Origin of the sequence: Pseudocolwellia agarivorans (genome assembly GCF_002000085.1) — a bacterium.
GTDB lineage: Bacteria > Pseudomonadota > Gammaproteobacteria > Enterobacterales > Alteromonadaceae > Pseudocolwellia > Pseudocolwellia agarivorans.
Genome location: NZ_MUZU01000002.1, coordinates 214,596 through 233,015, shown reverse-complemented (window position 1 = coordinate 233,015; position 18,420 = coordinate 214,596). Strand labels below are relative to the sequence as shown.

The window sequence follows — 18,420 nt, the reverse complement described above, 5'->3', positions numbered from 1 at the left end:
TTAAAAAATTTCTTTGGATAGATGTTTTATGAAATTGGTTAAAAAATTAAAAAAAATTATTCCTGTTAAGCTTGCTAATTGCGTGTTTTTTTCCGCAATCTTGTGTAGTTTAAATGCTTTTGCACTCTCTTCTTTGGGCGACAAAGTTATTAATGTCGAAGAGTACGGTATTACTAAAGATGATAAATCAGATAGTACATTAAAAATAATTAGGCTTATTGAACAAGCAAAAAAAACAGGTGCAGTTAAAATTGTATTTCCGAAAGGACGATATGATTTCTACCCTACAAGAGCTAAAGAGCAATACTTGTTTGTTAGTAATAATGATGAAGGATTAAAACGCGTCGCTTTTCCATTAAATGAATTAAAAGGGCTTGAAATTGATGGTCAAGGTTCAGAATTTATTTTTCATGGATTTATGAATCCCTTTGTTGTTCAAAACTCAAAAAATGTTTCCTTTAAAAACTTCTCTATTGATTATGAACGACCTTTTCATCAAGAAGGTAAAATATTAGCGGTTGGTAAAGGTTATATGGATTTACATTTTAGTGAGCAATTTCCATATGAAATTACACCAGCGGGTATTTTAAGCTTTATTGGAATACGTGAATTACCTCCTGGCTACCCTGTATTTGAGCGCTTAGAGCGTCGTAAAGATGTTGAAAAAAAATACGGTTATCAAAGCTTGTTAGAATATAACGCCGAGCGTCGTGAAACTGAGTATATGGCACCTGATATATGGGTTGGGAATGCATTACCAGCTGAACATATAAAAGGTAAAGGAAATGTTCGAATTACACACCCTAAATTACAAGGTAAAGTAGGAAATATTATGACGTTTGCACCCGATCGTCGTGATTATGCGGGTTTTATTCTTACTTCAAGTCAAGACGTTATATTTGATAATGTAACTATTCATCATTCAGGCGCTATGGGGATTTTAGCTGAAAATTGTCATAATGTTACTGTACAAAATAGTGCCGTAACTCCTTCAAAAGATCGATATATAAGTACAACAGCTGATGCGACTCATTTTGTTAATTGTACGGGAAAAATATCGTTAATTAATAACCTATTTGAAAACCAAAAAGATGACGCGACTAATATTCACGGTATTTATGCTATGGCAGATTATATTGTGGATAACAAAACAGTGGATATAAGGCTTCAACACCCACATCAATTTGGTTATGAATTTATCAAAGCAGGTGGTACGTTAGAATTAGTTCATGGAGAAAGTATGATGACATATGGACTAAATAAAGTAGCAAGCTTTGAGCGTTTAAGTAAAGAAATTACGCGAGTGACTTTTGAAAATGTTATTGATGAACGTTTCAAGGTTGGAGACTCAGTTGCTGAAGTTAGAGATTATCCTGAGGTGTTGATCAAAGGAAATACTATTCGACGTAATCGTGCGAGAGGAATGCTGCTTAACTGTAGAGGAAAAACGATTGTTGAAGATAATTATTTCCGTTCGCCAGGTGCTGCTATTTTATTTGAAGGCGATGCAGTTTTTTGGTTTGAACAAGGTGGTGTAAGTAATGCCATTATTAGAAATAATACCTTCGATAATTCAAATTTTGGTGTGTGGGGCAAAGCTGTAATTGATGTGGCTGCAGGGATCACCGAAGAATATAGAGATAAGGTGCGTTACAACAAAAATATTTTGATTGAAAACAACACGTTTAATGTTTATGACAAAGGCTTAATTTTAAATCTTTTTTCTGTGGATGGGTTAACGTTTAAAAACAATAAAATTAATAAAACATCAGAATATCCAGAACGAAAAATAGACAAAGAATTCTTTAATGTTCAATACAGCGATAATGTAATTATTGAAGATAATAATCAATTCACTGGTTTTTAACTAGAGTATTAAATTTCAGGGAAAGGTAAGTTTTGATTACCCTGTAATGTATTTTGTGTAATTACCTCGTTTAAAATATCTTTAAAACGGTCTTCGAATTCAATCATAAAACGATTCAAGACCGTTTCCAATTCCGTATAAGTTCCTTCCTTTTTTCTATAATCATTTAATCGCTAAGTAGTTTTTTTGTTGAATGTTTTCTTGTCTTTTCCTTCGATAATTTACTAGTGTTTTTCTTTACCGTATTAATAAAGCATATAGGTTTTGAAGGTCATTATTACAAACGATTTTAGTTAGATCAGGTAAACGTGTTACAATAACGTAATTATTATTTTTTTCTTATATTGCTAAGCTATTCAAACAGTTATTTATATGAACAAGATTGTTAGGTATCTTGTTTTAGGTGTTATATTGCATTGTTTGGGTAAGAAAGGTTGTTTTTTTATAACAACTAACTCTATTTATAATATTAGTATAAATATTAAAGTCATAAGATAAGTTGCTTGGTTTATTTAAAGTACAATATATAAAGGTGTTAAATAAGTGGTTACTATAAAAGATGTTGCACGTGCTGCAAACGTATCAACTGCAACGGTATCACGTGTTGTTCGAGATAAAGGGCAAGTAGGTGATAAGTGTCGAGCTAAAGTACAAAAGATAATTAAGCAACTTGGTTATCGGCCTAATACTAATGCTCGAGCGTTAGTGAGTAAGCGTTCAGATACTATGGGTATTGTAACTCCAAATTTGTCAGACCCTTTTTTTGGTGGTATTGCGCAAGGTATAGAAGAAGTTGCTCGTCAAATGCAGTACAAAGTTATGATGGGGAATTCACTACATGATGAAGAAGGTGAAATTGAAGCAATAGCTTCTCTTAGAGAAAATGGCTGTGAAAACATCATTATTCATAGCAAATACTCTAGTAACGAAACCTTAATCAAATTATGTGAGGAATTACCTGGGTTAGTACTCATTAACCGTTTTATTCCAAGCATAGCCGGACGTTGTGTATGGTTAGATAATACTGTTGGTGGACGAATTTCAACCGAATATCTGCTGAATAATAATCATAAAGATATTGCCGTGTTAACCAGTTATTATAACAACCAAGATCCTCATGATCGTATTCGAGGGTTTAAAATGGCAATGGAGATGGCCGGACATACCGTTAAAGATGAGCTTATTTTTGTTTCTGACCTTAAACAAGTAATTAAACAGGGGCAAAATGGAGGTAACCTTGAAGGTGAATCTACGGCTAAACGTTTACTCGAAAGTGGTCAGAAATTTACTGCGATTATTGCTTATAACGATCATATGGCAGTTGGTGCAATGAACCTATTACTTGATAACGGTATAAGAGTACCAGAAGATGTATCTATTATTGGTTTTGATAACGTTTATGTTTCAATGATCGTTCGTCCTCAATTAACTACAATTAATTACCCTGTAGTACAAATGGCAAAATATGCAGCTCAGCTATCTATTGATTTAACAAAAGATAAAGAAAATGTAGAGAATAAAACGCATTTATTTATGCCAGAGCTTATTGAAAGAAACTCTGTTTATCATTTGAAAGAGTCATAGAGCCTAAGATATTTATACCCGTAACCATTCAAGTGCTCTGAAATAGCCTCTTGATTGGCTACGGGTATACAATAGTGGTTGGGGTTACTTTATTGACTGTTTATTAGGTATCCCTGTTTTATAGTTGTTTTGGTATTACACCGGTTCCATTTTCTATCACCCCATAACACTTCATACGTTACTGATTAATATTCATAAAGTGTTAATCAGCAAAAACAATGACCTAAGCAGTCACTTTTTCATCCAATAAATATAATGCTAAAGAAGACTTTTATTTATATAATATTGTTATAGTCTATGTGACAATAATAAACTGTATTACTAAAAGGGTAAGTAAATGAAAAACTGGTATTTCATTCTATTATTAGCAGTAACTGTGGGTTGTTCTAGTGCTTTAAAATCTGAAAATATATCTGTTAGTACGTTAAGCGCTAATGATTCGGATGTTGCAATTTCTCAAGGTGTTTATAAACCGCGTTTAAATTTTGATGCGAAAATGGAGCCTAAAACTGGCATTATTCACGGTGCAGGACAAGACATAGACAGTTATATAAAGTATAAAAATCTAATGCCTGAAGGTAGTAAGCCTTTAATGTATATGACTTATATTTCAATCACTCAGTCAACTGATGAAGTTATAGCATGGCATAAAAAAATTAAAACTGAGCTCGCTTCTATGGGCAACAAAAATGTTGTTTTACAAATAGGATTAAACCTTACTACAGGTAAAGATGATGGTTCGGGCGAAGCGCTAAGTTTGTCTCAAGGTAAATATAACGAACAGTTAAGTCTTTTTATTAATGCACTAAAAGACGTTAAAACACCAACATACTTACGAATTGGTTATGAATTTGAAGGTAAATGGAATAACTATACGCCAGAAGGTTATGTATCAGCTTTTCGATTGATCAGTGAAAAAATCAAGTTAAGTGGAATAAAAAATATAGCCACGGTTTGGTGTAGCGCTGGTGGGTCTGCAGGTTTTATCTCTAAAAAAGACTTAATGGCGTTTTACCCAGGTGATGACGTTGTTGATTGGTGGGGAGTGGATATTTTTTCACCTCAAGAAATAACAAACCCGTGGCTTGATGATTTTTATAAAAGTGCACAAGCTCATGGAAAACCTGTAATGATTGGTGAAACAACACCTCGTTACGTTGGTGTTGAAGATGGTATTGAAAGCTGGCGTGCTTGGTATCAACCCTTTTTTGAAATGGTTAAAAAATATCCTCAAATAAAAGCGATTAGTTATATTAACTGGGATTGGTATTTTTGGTCTAATAAGTTGGGCTTTTCATGGCATAATTGGAAAGACGCTAGATTAGAGAAAAATAGCGTTGTCCGTGAAGCCTATATCAAAGAAATAAACGACCCTATTTGGTTAAACTCCCAGAGTTTTAACGCTATTCCTCTAGAGAAGTAAATTTTGAAAGTGAACTAGAATTAACATCTTATTTCTAGTTCTCATTATAATGAGGTTTGATCGCGTATTTTCATGTTTCATACATTATTAGGTATTTGAATTGAACTTAGATTTTTTTAAAAAAACCTTCAAGCTAGCTTGGCCTATATCGCTACAGAACATTTTAGTGACCGTTTTGGGTATGATAGATATTGCGATGGTTTCTCACTTAGGTGACAGTGCAGTAGCGGCTGTGGGTATAAGTAACCGTATTACTTTTGTGGTGTTAGTTATACTTATTGGTGTTGCTTCGGGTGTTAGTGTTTTATCTGCTCAGTATTTTGGCGCAGCGCAAGTCCATAAAATTAAAAATGCTGTCGTTATGGCTATTTTATTTTCAGCACTTTTTTTATTACCTGTTGTTACCCTAAACTTTTTTTACGCGGCTGATCTATTACACCTTGCTAGCGATAATGAAGCATTAATTGCCACTGGCGAAACTTATTTATGGATCACCTTTCCTAGCCTGTTTTTTCTTGCGGTTATTTTTATTCTTGAACATGCTTTAAGAGCAACGGGGCAAGTAAAATTACCTATGGTTTTTAGTACATTAGCAATAGGCCTTAATGTTGTATTAAATTACTGGTTAATAAATGGTGGCTTAGGCCTAGACGCTATGGGTGTTACGGGCGCAGCTTGGGCGACAACAATTTCTCGCTTATTTCATTTGTGCATGATTGTTTATTGCTTATATAAAATTAAACACCCTGTATTTCCCACAAGAAACAGCTTCACTGAGATCCGTAATAGGATAATGTGGAATAAGTTTATTCGTTTAATTCTGCCTATGATGTTGAGCTTTGGTGTTTGGTCGTTAGGTACCTTTGTTTATCAATTAATTTACGGACAAATAGGTACACAAGAACTGGCAGTAATGAGCATGTTAACGCCTGTTGAAGGCGTATTAATTTCATTCTTTTTAGGGTTTTCTTCAGCTTGCTCGATACTTATTGGCCAAAATTTAGGAAGAAGTAACTTTGCTGAAGCTTGGAAAATAAGCTTGGTTTTTTCAACTTTTGGGCCGATAGTGACTTTTGTTTTAGCTTTTCTGCTTTATATATTTGAAGATGTTGTGTTTTTGTCGTTTCAATCTATGGCTGTAACAACGTTAGATTTAGCGTCTGAAATTTTCTTGTTAATGATTTTTGCTACCTGTATCAAAGTTTATAACATGACAATATCGGTAGGTATTTTAAGAGCAGGAGGCGACAATACTTTTTGCTTGCTGATAGATTTTACCGGTATGTGGATCATCAGTTTGCCTTTAACTTTTTTAGCGGCTTTTTATTTTAATTTACCTTTGTTCTGGGTGGTTGTTACGGCTTATTCTGAAGAAGTGTGTAAAGCGGTTATGTTTACAATAAGAATGAGACAAAAAGTGTGGTTAAAGAATTTAGTTACAGACTAATGATTGGCTAGCTGAACAACGAATAAGTCCTTTTATTCGTTATTTTATATTTCTCTAATAATGTATCACGATGATTAGTTAGCTTATTTGATTCTTTTTATAGAAGGTCATTAAGCCTTTAGTTGAGCTGTCGTGATGCTCGCTAATTTTATTATCGGTAAGTTCAGCGTGAATATTATTCGCTAAGCCTTTACCCAGCTCTACTCCCCATTGGTCAAACGAGCATATTTGCAACAAAATACCTTGAACAAATATTTTATGCTCGTATAAGGCAACTAAACTACCTAGTGCTTTTGGTGTTAGTTTTTGCATAAGAATTGTATTAGAAGGGCGGTTACCTTTATGTACTTTGTGCGGCGCCACTTTGTCTATCTCTTCAGTTGGCATACCTTTAGCGGTAAGTTCTTCACGTACTTGTGCTTCAGTAACACCTTGCATGAGCGCTTGTGTTTGAGCAAAAAAGTTAGACATTAAAATGTCGTGGTGATTATCTACAGGAATTAAACTTTCAACTGAACCAATAAAGTCGGCAGGTACTATGGTATTGCCTTGATGAAGATATTGATAAAAAGCGTGTTGTCCGTTAATACCTATTTCACCCCATAATGCAGGTACTGTGGTATAGCTAATTTGCTTGCCATCCCAAGAGGTAGATTTACCGTTACTTTCCATTTCAGCTTGTTGTAAATAAGCCGGTAACATATGTAAAGATTGATCGTACGGTAAAATAACCTGTGATTGAGAGCCTAAAAAGGTAGTGTTCCATACACTTAATAAGGCCATAATTACAGGGGCATTACTCTCTAAAGGCGTATTACAAAAGTGATAATCCATCTCGCTAGCGCCTTCTAAAAGCTCAACAAAATAGTCAAATCCTAAATAAATCGCAATAGGTAGACCTATGGTTGACCATAGAGAAAAACGCCCGCCAACCCAATCCCACATATCAAATATGTTTTCTTCTTCAATACCAAATGCGGTGGCTTTTTCTTTGTTCGAAGATACCGCTACAAAATGTTTAGCAATCGCACTTTTGTTAAATGAAGATGCCACTAACCATTGCATGGCTGTTGTGGCATTTGTCATCGTTTCAGAGGTTGTGAATGTTTTACTCGATACAATAAATAACGTTGTTTCAGGTGTTAATTCACGTAAAACATTTGCTACTTGTGTGCCGTCAACGTTTGATACGTAATGTACTTGAATTTCATCGTTAGCATATTCGTTTAAGGCTTCTGTTACCATTTGTGGCCCAAGGTTCGAGCCGCCTACACCAATACTCACTACGTCAGTTATTCTTTTGCCTGAGTAACCTAACCATTCACCATTGCGTACTTTATCGCTAAAAGCTTTAACGTGATTAAGTGCTTTTTGGACACCTTCGCTAATGTTTTTTCCGTCAACTATGGTTGGTGTGCTTGAATGATTACGAAGAGCCGTATGCAATACAGAACGATTTTCTGTTTTATTGATACGTTCACCCGTAAACATCTTTTCACGCCATGCTTCAACGTCACATTCTTTTGCCAAATTTAGCAATAAAGCATGAGTCTCGTCAGACATTACGTTTTTGGAATAATCGAATAAAAACTGTGAGGTATCAATCGAATATTTAGAAAAACGTTCACTATCCTTAGCAAATAAATCAACCATATGCTGTTGCTTCATTTCCTCAGCGTGAGCAGTTAGTTTTTGCCAACTTGGCAGTGAGGTTCTTGATGTCATTTTATTTCTCCACCTATACGTTTACGTTATCAAACGTAAGGGCTGTTTTAATGATATTTTCAACAGTAAAACCAAAGTGTTCGAGTAATACATTACCGGGTGCAGATTCACCAAATGAACTCATGCCAATAATTTTTCCGTTTTTACCAACATATTTGTGCCAGTAGTCCACGTGTGCCGTTTCTATTGCTATGATCGATTGAACTGCATCAGGTAATACAGACGCTTTATATGCATCGTCTTGAGCATCAAATAAATTTGTACATGGCATTGAAACCACTTGAACAGCAACGCCTTTGGCTGCTAGTTCTTCAGCCGCTTGCATTGCAATACCCACTTCAGAGCCTGTTGCAATTAAAATAAGATCAGGTGTGCCAGCACAAGCTTTTAATACATAACCGCCTTTTTCAATTGAAGCGATTTGTGCTGTATCACGTGCTTGATGTGGTAAACCTTGACGGCTAAAGATTAAAGCTGACGGACCATCTTGTCTTACTACGGCTGATTTCCATGCAACAGCAGACTCTACCGCGTCACAAGGGCGCCATGTTTGAAGATTTGGTGTCATGCGTAAATTAGCTATTTGTTCGATAGGTTGATGAGTTGGGCCATCTTCACCTTGACCAATAGAGTCATGGGTATAAACAAAAATATTTTGAATGCCCATTAACGACGACATACGTACAGCGTTACGTGCATATTCCATAAACATAAGGAACGTTGCGCCGTAATTAATGAAACCGTCATGTAATGAAATACCATTCATAATACCGCTCATACCAAATTCACGTACCCCGTAAAATAAGTAATTACCATCAGCATCGTCTGCTGATATGCCTTTAGAACCAGACCATAATGTTAAGTTAGAACCCGCTAAATCGGCAGAACCACCTAATAATTCAGGTAATAATTTACCAAAGGCTTCAATGGTATTTTGTGAGGCTTTACGGCTGGCTATGTTTTGACCTTCTGCTTGCGTTTGTGCAATAAAGGCGTCAGCGGCTTTAACAAAGTTTTCAGGTAAGGCTTTATCAAGGAGACGACGAGTAAATTCAGCGGCTAGTGCTGGATGCTCAGCTTTGTATGCGTTAAGTCGTTCGTTCCATTGTGTTTCTTTTTCAGTGCCTTTTGTTTTAGCATCCCAAGCTGAATAAACATCAGTAGGGATTTCAAAAGGAGCGTGTGGCCAATTTAGAAACTTGCGTGTTGCTGCAATTTCTTCATCACCTAATGGCGCACCGTGACAGTCGTGCGAGCCTGATTTATTAGGAGAACCAAAACCAATTGTTGTTTTACAACAGATCATTGTTGGTTTGTCGGTAACGCTTTTAGCTTCTTCAATCGCTTTGTTAATGGCTACAGGATTGTGACCGTCTACATCACTGATCACATGCCAATTGTAAGCTTCGAAACGGGCAGGGGTGTTGTCAGTAAACCAGCCTTCAACATGTCCATCAATTGAAATACCGTTGTCATCCCAAAAGGCAATTAACTTACCTAAACCTAATGTGCCAGCTAAAGAACATACTTCATGAGAAATACCTTCCATTAAACAGCCGTCACCTAAAAAGCAGTAAGTGTAATGATCTACAATATCAAAGTTAGGACGATTGAAATGTGCCGCTAAGGTTTTTTCAGCTATAGCCATCCCTACAGCATTAGATATACCAGCACCTAATGGGCCCGTTGTTGTTTCAACACCTACCGTGTAACCATATTCAGGGTGCCCCGGCGTTTTTGAATGTAACTGTCTAAACTGTTTTAATTCATCAATCGGTAAGTCATAACCACTTAAATGCAGTAGCGAATAAATTAACATTGAGCCATGACCATTACTTAGGATAAAGCGATCACGATCCGCCCAATTAGGATTGGTGGGATTATGTTTTAGATGATCATTCCACAATACTTCAGCAATGTCTGCCATGCCCATAGGTGCGCCAGGGTGACCTGATTTTGCTTGTTGTACTGCATCCATTGATAAAGCGCGGATAGCATTTGCTAAATGCTGTCTTGAAGACGTCATGATGAATTCCTTAAAATAGTTTTTTAATAGTGAAATAACCCAAGGTATAAGTCATTGGGTTATATTCTTTGAATGGTTACGGGTATAGTATTTATAAAAGTGCTGAAACCATTTGTTCTAATGTATTTTGATCTTTAGCAAAGTTACGAATACCTTCAGAAAGTTTTTCAGTCGCCATAGCATCTTCATTGTGTTGCCATGCGAAGCTAGATTCTGTTAAAGGTGTTATTTCATCACGCGATTTTACTTGAACTTTTGTTGCATCTAATTTTGTTTCGAGTGTGCCTTCACTATTTTGTAGATCAGTTAATAACGTAGGTGAAATAGTCAGTAAATCACAACCTGCTAATTCAATAATTTCAGACGTATTTCTGAAACTTGCGCCCATTACAACTGTGCTGTAATCATAGGTTTTGTAGTATTGATAGATTTTAGTGACTGATTGAACACCCGGATCGTTTGCACCACTAAAGTCGGTATCTTGAGAATCTTTAGCTTTGTACCAATCTAAAATACGACCAACAAAAGGGGAAATAAGCGTTACGTTTGCTTCAGCACAGGCAACAGCTTGAGCCATACTAAACAATAACGTTAGGTTACAAGCGATACCTTCTTTTTCTAGCTGTTCTGCGGCTTTAATACCTTGCCATGTTGAAGCTAATTTAATTAAAACTCTTTCTTTATTAATGCCGGCTTTTTCATAAAGAGCAATTAACTTACGGCCTTTTTCAATACTCGCTTGAGTATCAAACGATAACTTAGCATCAACTTCTGAAGAAATACGACCTGGTACATGTTTTAAAATTTCACAACCAAAATTCACAATTAATTGATCACAAACATCGTCAATATCGGCTTTGCCGTTGACGGTAGATTTTGAAATAGCATCATCAATTAAGTGTTTGTATTGTGGAAGTTTTGCCGCTTGTAAAATAAGCGATGGGTTAGTGGTGGCATCTACTGGGTTTAATGCTTTGATAGAGTCAACATCGCCGCTATCAGCTACCACTTTTGTGACTTGTTTTAGTTGTTCAAGTAAGTTCATTTTTATTTTTTGTCAGAAAACATTAAAGTTACTGACAACCTTATATTTAATGTATGTTTGCTGATCAATTGTTACCAACCGACTGATAAGCAATCGGTTGGTAAATTGTTATGGTTACTTATATTTTTGAATAAGATTTAAACGTAACGATTAACAATGTTTTCAAGTAGTTCTTGACGACCAGAAACTGGTTTAGGGTTAATGTTTTCTTCAAGTACTAACTTAGATAAACTTTCAAGGCTTTGCTCACCAGACATGATGCTTTGACCTAACTTACCTTTCCAACCTGCGTAACGCTCGTCAACAAATTGAGTTAATGGTGCATCTTCAATTAATTTAGCCGCATTAACTAAAGCTTGAGCCATAGTATCCATACCACCGATGTGACCAATAAATAAATCATCACGTTCACATGATTGACGACGAAGTTTAGTATCGAAGTTGAATCCACCCGTGTCTAAACCACCCGCTTTAAGGATTTCGTACATTACTAATGTACATTCAGCTACATCGTTAGGGAATTGGTCTGTATCCCAACCGTTTTGCATGTCGCCACGGTTAGCATCAACACTACCCATAATGCCTTCAGCACAAGCAACTGCAATTTCGTGATGGAAACTATGACCAGCAAGTGTTGCATGGTTAGCTTCAATGTTTACGTGAACTTCACCCGCAATACCGTGCTTGTGTAAGAAGCCAGCAACAGTCGCCGTATCGTAATCGTATTGATGCTTAGTAGGTTCTTGAGGCTTAGGCTCAATTAATAACTTACCTTTAAAGCCAATTTTGTTTTTATGTTCAATAACCATTTTAAGGAAACGTGCGTATTGCTCGCCTTCTTGCTTAAGGTTAGTGTTTAATAAAGTATCGTAACCTTCACGACCACCCCAAAGTACGTAGTTTTCACCACCTAAACGATGCGTAACATCCATAGCATGCTTAACTTGAGCAGCAGCATAGGCGTAAAGATCTGGATTAGGGTTAGTTGAACCACCTGCACAAAAACGTGCATTTGAGAATAAGTTAGCTGTTCCCCAAAGTAGCTTAACGCCAGTACGTTCCATTTCTTTTTCAAAAATGTCAGCAATGTGGTTAACGTTTGAGTGGAATTCTTTTAATGAATTTCCTTCAGGTGCAATATCAGCATCATGGAAACAAAAGTAAGGAGCACCTAGTTTTTCGAAAAATTCGAAAGCAACTTTAGCTTTTTGTTCAGCAAGTTGTAATTGGTTGCCTGTAGGTTGGATCCAAGGACGATCAAATGTACCTTCACCAAAAATATCAAAACCTGTTGAACAAAAGTTGTGCCAGTAACAAGCAGCAAAACGTAAATGCTCTTTCATTGTTTTGCCAAGTACGATTTTGTTTTCATCGTAGTGACGGAAAGCTAGTGGGTTAGTGCTGTTAGCACCTTCAAATTGAATTTTTTTTACGTTGTTAAAAAATTGTTCACTCATGGTTTTCTCCTAATTAAATTTTTTATGTCGAAATTTATTTGGTTTAAAAAATATTTAAGTCAGCTTAAAAGTGTTCTTTTAAACTAAGGTATAGTTTTTGATACTTACGTTTTTGTGTTTCGTAGTAATTAGCCATTGTTTGGTCGGGTTCAATAACATGTACAATATCTCCCGCTACACAAACAGTGCTTGCATCTACTTTATTTGCGCCAACTTTAGCTAAACGTGCAGCACCATGTGCTGGGCCTACTTCGCCACCGTTGCGGTAAGTTAACGGTTTGTTTAATACGCTAGCTAAAATTTTTCCCCATAATTTGCTGCGAGAGCCGCCACCGATAACTGAAACAGTATCGATTTGTGTGCCTGCTGCCATTAACGCTTCTTGACCATCGTTAAAGGCGAAAGCTATGCCTTCTAAAACGGCACGGCCTAACTCAGCTGCATCAGTGTTATGGCCTAAACCAAAGAAAACACCTTGGGCATTAGGGTTGTTGTGTGGTGTACGTTCGCCAGATAAATAAGGCAAAAATATCACTGAAGAGGGCACTGAAAAATCAAGTTTTTCTACTTCGTCTAATAAGCTTTTTTCGTCTTTAAAGCCCGTTAATTGAGTCACCCAAGTTAAACAACTTGCAGCACTTAAAATGACTGACATTTGATGCCAAGTATTTGGAATACAATGACAGAAAGTATGAACAGCACTGTCTGGATTTGGGTTGTAAGTTTCGTTTGCTACAAAATATACGCCCGAAGTACCTAAAGATAAAAAGGCTTCATTCGGATTAATAACGCCAATACCTGCGGCACCCGCAGCATTGTCGCCACCACCAGCAATTACAGGAACTTGGTTAACACCCCATTGCTCAGCAATATCTTTAGTGAGGTAACCGGTAATTTCAGTACCTTCAAACAAGGCTGGCATTTGCTCAATTGTTAAATCGGTTGCTGTTAGCATTTTTTCAGACCATTGTCTTTTTTCAACATCAAGCCATAACGTACCTGCACTGTCAGACATGTCTGAAGCAAAATCGCCCGTCATTAAAAAGCGTAAGTAGTCTTTAGGTAATAAAACTTTAGCCACTTTGTTGAAGTTTTCAGGTTCGTTTTCTTTTAACCAAACCAATTTAGGCGCTGTAAATCCTGGCATAGCAATATTGCCAGTAATAGCACGTGTATTGGGTTCACGCGCTTCAATGGTTTTGCATTGTTGTTCGCATCGTCCGTCATTCCATAAAATAGCAGGGCGGATAATGTTGTTGTTATTATCAAGTAAAGTAGCACCGTGCATTTGGCCAGATAAACCCACAGCAACAACAGAAGATAATGCTTCGCTGTTTTTAACTTTTAACGTTGCAATTGCGTCGTTAGTTGCTTGCCACCAATCACTAGGATCTTGTTCAGACCACAACGGAGCTGGGCGGCTAACCGTTAACGAAGCTGACGCTTGTTCAATAATTTTATCGTTATCATCAAGTAGGATAACTTTCACACCTGATGTGCCTAAATCAATTCCCAAGTACATAAATACTCTCTAATAAATTCGTTTGCTTATTTGTTAGCGCTAACATTATCATCGAGAAAATCATTTGGCAACGGTTTTATTAGTAATTAATTGTGCTATTTATAATCGATATTGATTGGTTTTCTATTTTAACTGTTTAAGTTGCTGTTTTGTTGTGAATTATTTTGGTGGGATAATTTACAATAAAAGTTAGATATTTTATTATTTTTTTTCTTTATTTTATTACAACCCCGATAAAGGAAATGTTATTTATATTATTTTATTTGTTAGCGTTAACATTTTATGGGTTTATCACTTCTAAGTGCTTTTCATATTCAGCTTATAAGTTCTAATTTAAGGAAGTGGCGTTTTAAATAATGAAGCTTTAACTTGTTTTTTGTTGTCTACTAACAAATGTTCGTGGGCTGTTAACGAATAAGCCATTAAATAGTGTGTAATTTAATAGGGCAAACTAGGTTTATGATTAATCAAAAAGGGGGGAGTAATACTCAAATAAGTCAATTTAACTATAATCTTATGATAAAACAGACTATTTGATATGAATTAACAATATAAATAATTTCAAATAAAAAAGGGCATTGATCAGTTAAGGTAGAGTTAACTCAAAAAAGGAATTTAAACTTTAAATATTAATGTAGGTGTGAAATATTGGTAGGCAACTTATAGAAAACACAAGTTATCCTATTAGTTGTTAAAATAAGTAAACAGTTTTTGCTAGTCATCTTTTTTATCAAATAAAGTGTAACTCACTTAATAATAAGGACCGTTATCATGGAAAAACATAATCATTCTTTAAATAATTTATTTGCGCAATTAGGTTTAGCAAGTACCGATAAAGACATTGAAACCTTTGTTAAACAACATAAGCCAATAGAAAGTGATGTAGTATTACACCAAGCCAATATTTGGACTGCATCACAAGCCTCGTTTTTACAACAATCTAAAGATGATGACGCAGATTGGGCTGAAATAGTTGACCAACTAGACGCAATGCTACGTTAGCACTGTATTTCAAATTAATGTTAAGGATAAACCATGAGCACCATTAATGCTTCTTCTGGAATAATTGAATTTACGCGTATATTTTTAGCTGTTTTTTACACTTGTGTAGCCGCTTTTTATACTGTAAAAATTATTGTCGCGCAGATAAAACAGCCTGTCGATTTGGTTTTGCCTGGAGAGCGTTTTTGCTCAACGTGGTGGAATCACATGACATTTCGTTTCTTTAGGCTAAGTATTTGGATGGTGTGTTTGTTTAGAGTGTTTTTTGAAGAGATAGATAATTACCTAATTATGTTTACCTCTTTACAAACATTACCCATTATTTTTACCGGTATTAGCTTAATGATCTTTGGGTTTATGATGACCATTATTGTACACCTAAGTATGGGAGATAAATGGCGTTCAGGTATTGATTCTGAAGGGCCTAAACAGCTTATTACCAACGGATTTTTTAAGTATTCTCGTAATCCTATATTTTTATGTGTCGCTATTTCTCAAATAGGATTCTTTTTAGCTTTACCTTCCTTATTTACTTTAGTCTGTTTGACCATTGGCTTGTTAATGTTATATCGACAAATTTTGTCGGAAGAAAAACACTTAACTAAACTCTTTGTAAACGAATATAAAATATATACAGCTAATGTAAGGAGGTGGCTGTAGGGAGGTTAAAATGATAAGGAACTATCTCACAATAGTTCCTTATTACTTACAGCGAAAATAAAAATGTAACCAATTACATGAATTTACTAAATTTTCACAAGCGAAACATCACACTTAGCATAGTTAGCGACACCGTTTGCTGTAGAGCCAATTAAAGCTTGAATACCTTTTTTTGAATGAGTCCCTAATATAATTAAATCGGCTTCTTTTTTTTCTGCTAATTCACAAATTTGCTCATAAGGTTTACCAAACTTAACTGATACATTTTTTTTAGCTATACCTAAGGCGCCAGTAATAGATTCCATTTTAGGTAACGTTTCTTCTTTTAATTGTTTTTGGTAATCTTTAGGTAGTAAAGCGTATGGAATTACATGAGTTACAAATAACTTAGCATTACATAAAAGTGCAAATTCTTGAGCTTTAGCAAGTACCGCTTCACCTTCTTTACTTGCTTCAATGGCGCAAATAATTGTTTTATACATAGATACATCCTTAAATAGTTTATTAATGGTTCATTTTAATAACAAAACACAATTACCTTAATATTTCATATAGTCAAAACTTTAGAAAGGTAAAACTCAAAAAACTCATTATATTTTTGATCTACATCTAACCGTTTAGTGATAATTACCTGTTTTCGGCAATATTTATAGTTTTCTAGCCATTAGCTTATTTAACAGATTGAATTTACTGTGCTTTCGGGTTAGTTGGTTACTATGGAAGTGGACGTTGTTATTGTGGCGTTTATATAGTCGGTTTTTATGCTTGAGGGAGATTATGGTTTAGTATGTTTTGCTTCCGAGATTTTAGAGTCTGTACTCACTAATGGCGAAAAACTTGATAGTTCAGAGATCTTGGAGTTGATTGAAAAACTATTTACACAAAGTTGTAGCGGCTTGATTCCTGACCATGCGACCGGACATTTAAGTTATATTAGCCTAATTCAAGATAGCTTAAAGAAGAACCTTCTATATCTTTTTATTACCCTGAAAATCCAAAAGGTATAATTGAAGTTCCATATTCTGGTGTTAATTTGGGGGATTTTACTATTTATTGGAGGCATGGAACTCCTGGTTTGTGTAAAATATTACAAATAGTTCATTTTGAGTGGATGGTACGTAGCTATTTTTATGGCGTAATTGAAATTTAAGTCATTATAAGGACTTAAACAGCTGATAGTTGTACGTACATCACTATTTTTGTACATAATAGTTGTTGGTGATAAACGTGAACATGAGGCACCGAAATATATAAGCTTAATGGAGTTAAGTAATCGGTATGACGGAATTAAATTTGATGCAACAAATTTCTATGCTTCTTTTTATGACAGGCCTGAGTTTTGCGTTTCTTAGCATCTTTTTTGTTTTTTATATTAAAGCTAAGTGTCTCTCTTTTGTTGAAGATATAATTGATGACAACGCTTATTCCTTTTCTTCAAATTTATTTTCTGCTGCTTTAGGTATCACACGTTACTCGCTTATATTCCTATTTGATTGGCAAGCTAAACGTTGTAATAGATTCGAAATAAGGAATAAAATCCCCCAAAAAATACAAAGATTATTTATTCTAAATCAGTTATTGATATTTGTTGGCGCGTTACTTATGTTTGGTAGTGGATTACTAGAATGAACGGTTAATGTTATATCAAAAAGAGTGTTATAAATAATAAGCAGGGACATTGTTCGTCGTTAATTTTAGCTAGCAATTGCTTATCTTTTATTGAGGTGTAGGTAAGGGCAAGTTTGTATTTACTTGCCCTTATTTACTTAGCTTACTTCAAAATCCCTTTCCCTGTTGCTGCCCAATATATTCCGCCGTATACATGGTGCTTAAAATCGCGGTTACTGTGTACAGCGTCTAAATGTCCTAACGACGTATAAAACGAGCGGCCACCATCAAAGTTTTGATACCAAGCAATAGGATGAAATGCTCCCATACCATCGCCTGTTTGGTTATTGCCCCAGTCTGAATGTGTGTCGTAGGTGCTTTCGTCAACCTTTAATAAGTAGTTTAGATTTTTACTTTTTTCAGGGCCAAAGTCATACCATTCGTCGGTCCATAAAATGTTGTTAGGGATACGGTTCATACCAGGAAACGAAGTGTTTACCACTTGCATTCTCGCTGTTTGAACAACAGGATGAATGACAAAACTTCTGCCTACCAATTTTTGAAACCACGGCCAATCAGCTTCAGTGTCTGACGCGCTATGAATACCAACAAAACCTTTACCAGCTTGTATGTAACGCTTAAACGCGGCTTGTTGTTCTTCGTTCATAATATCTCCGGTTGTCATCATAAAAATAACAACATCAATATCGGCTAAAAACTTATCGTTAAAGTGCGAGGCGTCTTCATGCCATACCATATTAAAATCATGTTCCTCGGCTAACGCCTTAATGTTAGCCACACCTGCAGGTATCGATTTATGGTGCCAACCTGCTGTTTTAGTAAATAACAGCACGTTAAATTGTTTAGCAAATGTTATGCACGAGCAAAAGCTAAAGCAGATAAACAGTATTGTTTTAAATTGAGTTTTTACAAAATTCGATGGCATTGTTTTTATCTCCATGTCTTTTTTATTTCGCAATAAATGTTATAGTTAATTTGACAATAACATAAAGATAGCATGACAATGTCGATAAGTCATACTGAAAACAATAAA

Annotated in this window: 14 protein-coding genes; 7 read left to right on the top strand and 7 right to left on the bottom strand. The window is 35.5% G+C overall.

The genetic code is table 11. The features are described from left to right. Positions 1-28: 28 nt before the first annotated feature. From B0X80_RS04105 to B0X80_RS04090, 4 genes are all read left to right on the top strand, one after another. Entirely contained in the window at positions 29-1,867 is a 1,839-nt protein-coding gene (locus B0X80_RS04105) for an alpha-1,3-galactosidase-related protein (RefSeq protein ID WP_077338541.1), read from the top strand. A gap of 543 nt (positions 1,868-2,410) precedes the next feature. Beyond that, the gene (locus tag B0X80_RS04100) at positions 2,411-3,451 is read left to right on the top strand and encodes a LacI family DNA-binding transcriptional regulator (RefSeq protein WP_077338540.1); all 1,041 of its coding nucleotides are present in this window, start codon (positions 2,411-2,413) and stop codon (positions 3,449-3,451) included. Between the two features lie 337 nt (positions 3,452-3,788). Next, the gene (locus B0X80_RS04095) at positions 3,789-4,874 is read left to right on the top strand and encodes a glycoside hydrolase family 26 protein (RefSeq protein ID WP_077338539.1); all 1,086 of its coding nucleotides are present in this window, start codon (positions 3,789-3,791) and stop codon (positions 4,872-4,874) included. A 100-nt stretch (positions 4,875-4,974) separates the two neighbouring features. Beyond that, entirely contained in the window at positions 4,975-6,321 is a 1,347-nt protein-coding gene (locus B0X80_RS04090) for an MATE family efflux transporter (protein ID WP_245825387.1), read from the top strand. Between the two features lie 78 nt (positions 6,322-6,399). Here the strand turns inward: B0X80_RS04090 and pgi are convergent, their stop codons facing one another. The 5 genes from pgi to xylB form a co-directional block, all read right to left on the bottom strand. Continuing rightward, on the bottom strand, positions 6,400-8,046 hold the full coding sequence (gene pgi, locus B0X80_RS04085) for a glucose-6-phosphate isomerase (RefSeq protein ID WP_077338538.1): 1,647 nt from the start codon (positions 8,044-8,046) through the stop codon (positions 6,400-6,402). Between the two features lie 13 nt (positions 8,047-8,059). After that, positions 8,060-10,072, bottom strand: a complete 2,013-nt coding sequence (gene tkt / locus B0X80_RS04080; protein WP_077338537.1) for a transketolase — start codon at positions 10,070-10,072, stop codon at positions 8,060-8,062. A 91-nt stretch (positions 10,073-10,163) separates the two neighbouring features. Next, complete coding sequence (gene tal, locus B0X80_RS04075) at positions 10,164-11,117, bottom strand: transaldolase (RefSeq protein WP_077338536.1); 954 nt, start codon at positions 11,115-11,117, stop codon at positions 10,164-10,166. A 137-nt stretch (positions 11,118-11,254) separates the two neighbouring features. Then, complete coding sequence (xylA, locus tag B0X80_RS04070; RefSeq protein WP_077338535.1) at positions 11,255-12,574, bottom strand: xylose isomerase; 1,320 nt, start codon at positions 12,572-12,574, stop codon at positions 11,255-11,257. Between the two features lie 64 nt (positions 12,575-12,638). Continuing rightward, complete coding sequence (gene xylB / locus B0X80_RS04065; protein WP_077338534.1) at positions 12,639-14,096, bottom strand: xylulokinase; 1,458 nt, start codon at positions 14,094-14,096, stop codon at positions 12,639-12,641. A 771-nt stretch (positions 14,097-14,867) separates the two neighbouring features. Between xylB and B0X80_RS04060 the strand changes: the two genes are divergently transcribed. Then, positions 14,868-15,098 (top strand): DUF2789 domain-containing protein, encoded by a 231-nt coding sequence (locus B0X80_RS04060; protein WP_077338533.1) that lies wholly within the window; start codon positions 14,868-14,870, stop codon positions 15,096-15,098. 33 nt (positions 15,099-15,131) lie between these two features. Continuing rightward, positions 15,132-15,758, top strand: coding sequence for a methyltransferase family protein (locus B0X80_RS04055; protein ID WP_077338532.1), 627 nt, complete (start codon positions 15,132-15,134; stop codon positions 15,756-15,758). Positions 15,759-15,844: 86 nt separating this feature from the next. On the opposite strand, the gene B0X80_RS04050 is transcribed toward B0X80_RS04055, so the two are convergent. Continuing rightward, positions 15,845-16,240 (bottom strand): universal stress protein, encoded by a 396-nt coding sequence (locus B0X80_RS04050; RefSeq protein ID WP_076419668.1) that lies wholly within the window; start codon positions 16,238-16,240, stop codon positions 15,845-15,847. Positions 16,241-17,036: 796 nt separating this feature from the next. Here B0X80_RS04050 and B0X80_RS04040 point away from each other — a divergent pair. Then, entirely contained in the window at positions 17,037-17,387 is a 351-nt protein-coding gene (locus B0X80_RS04040) for a hypothetical protein (protein ID WP_077338530.1), read from the top strand. A gap of 142 nt (positions 17,388-17,529) precedes the next feature. On the opposite strand, the gene B0X80_RS04035 is transcribed toward B0X80_RS04040, so the two are convergent. Continuing rightward, positions 17,530-18,312: a ThuA domain-containing protein gene (locus B0X80_RS04035; protein ID WP_245825386.1), complete on the bottom strand. Its 783-nt coding sequence runs from the start codon at positions 18,310-18,312 to the stop codon at positions 17,530-17,532. Positions 18,313-18,420: the final 108 nt, after the last annotated feature.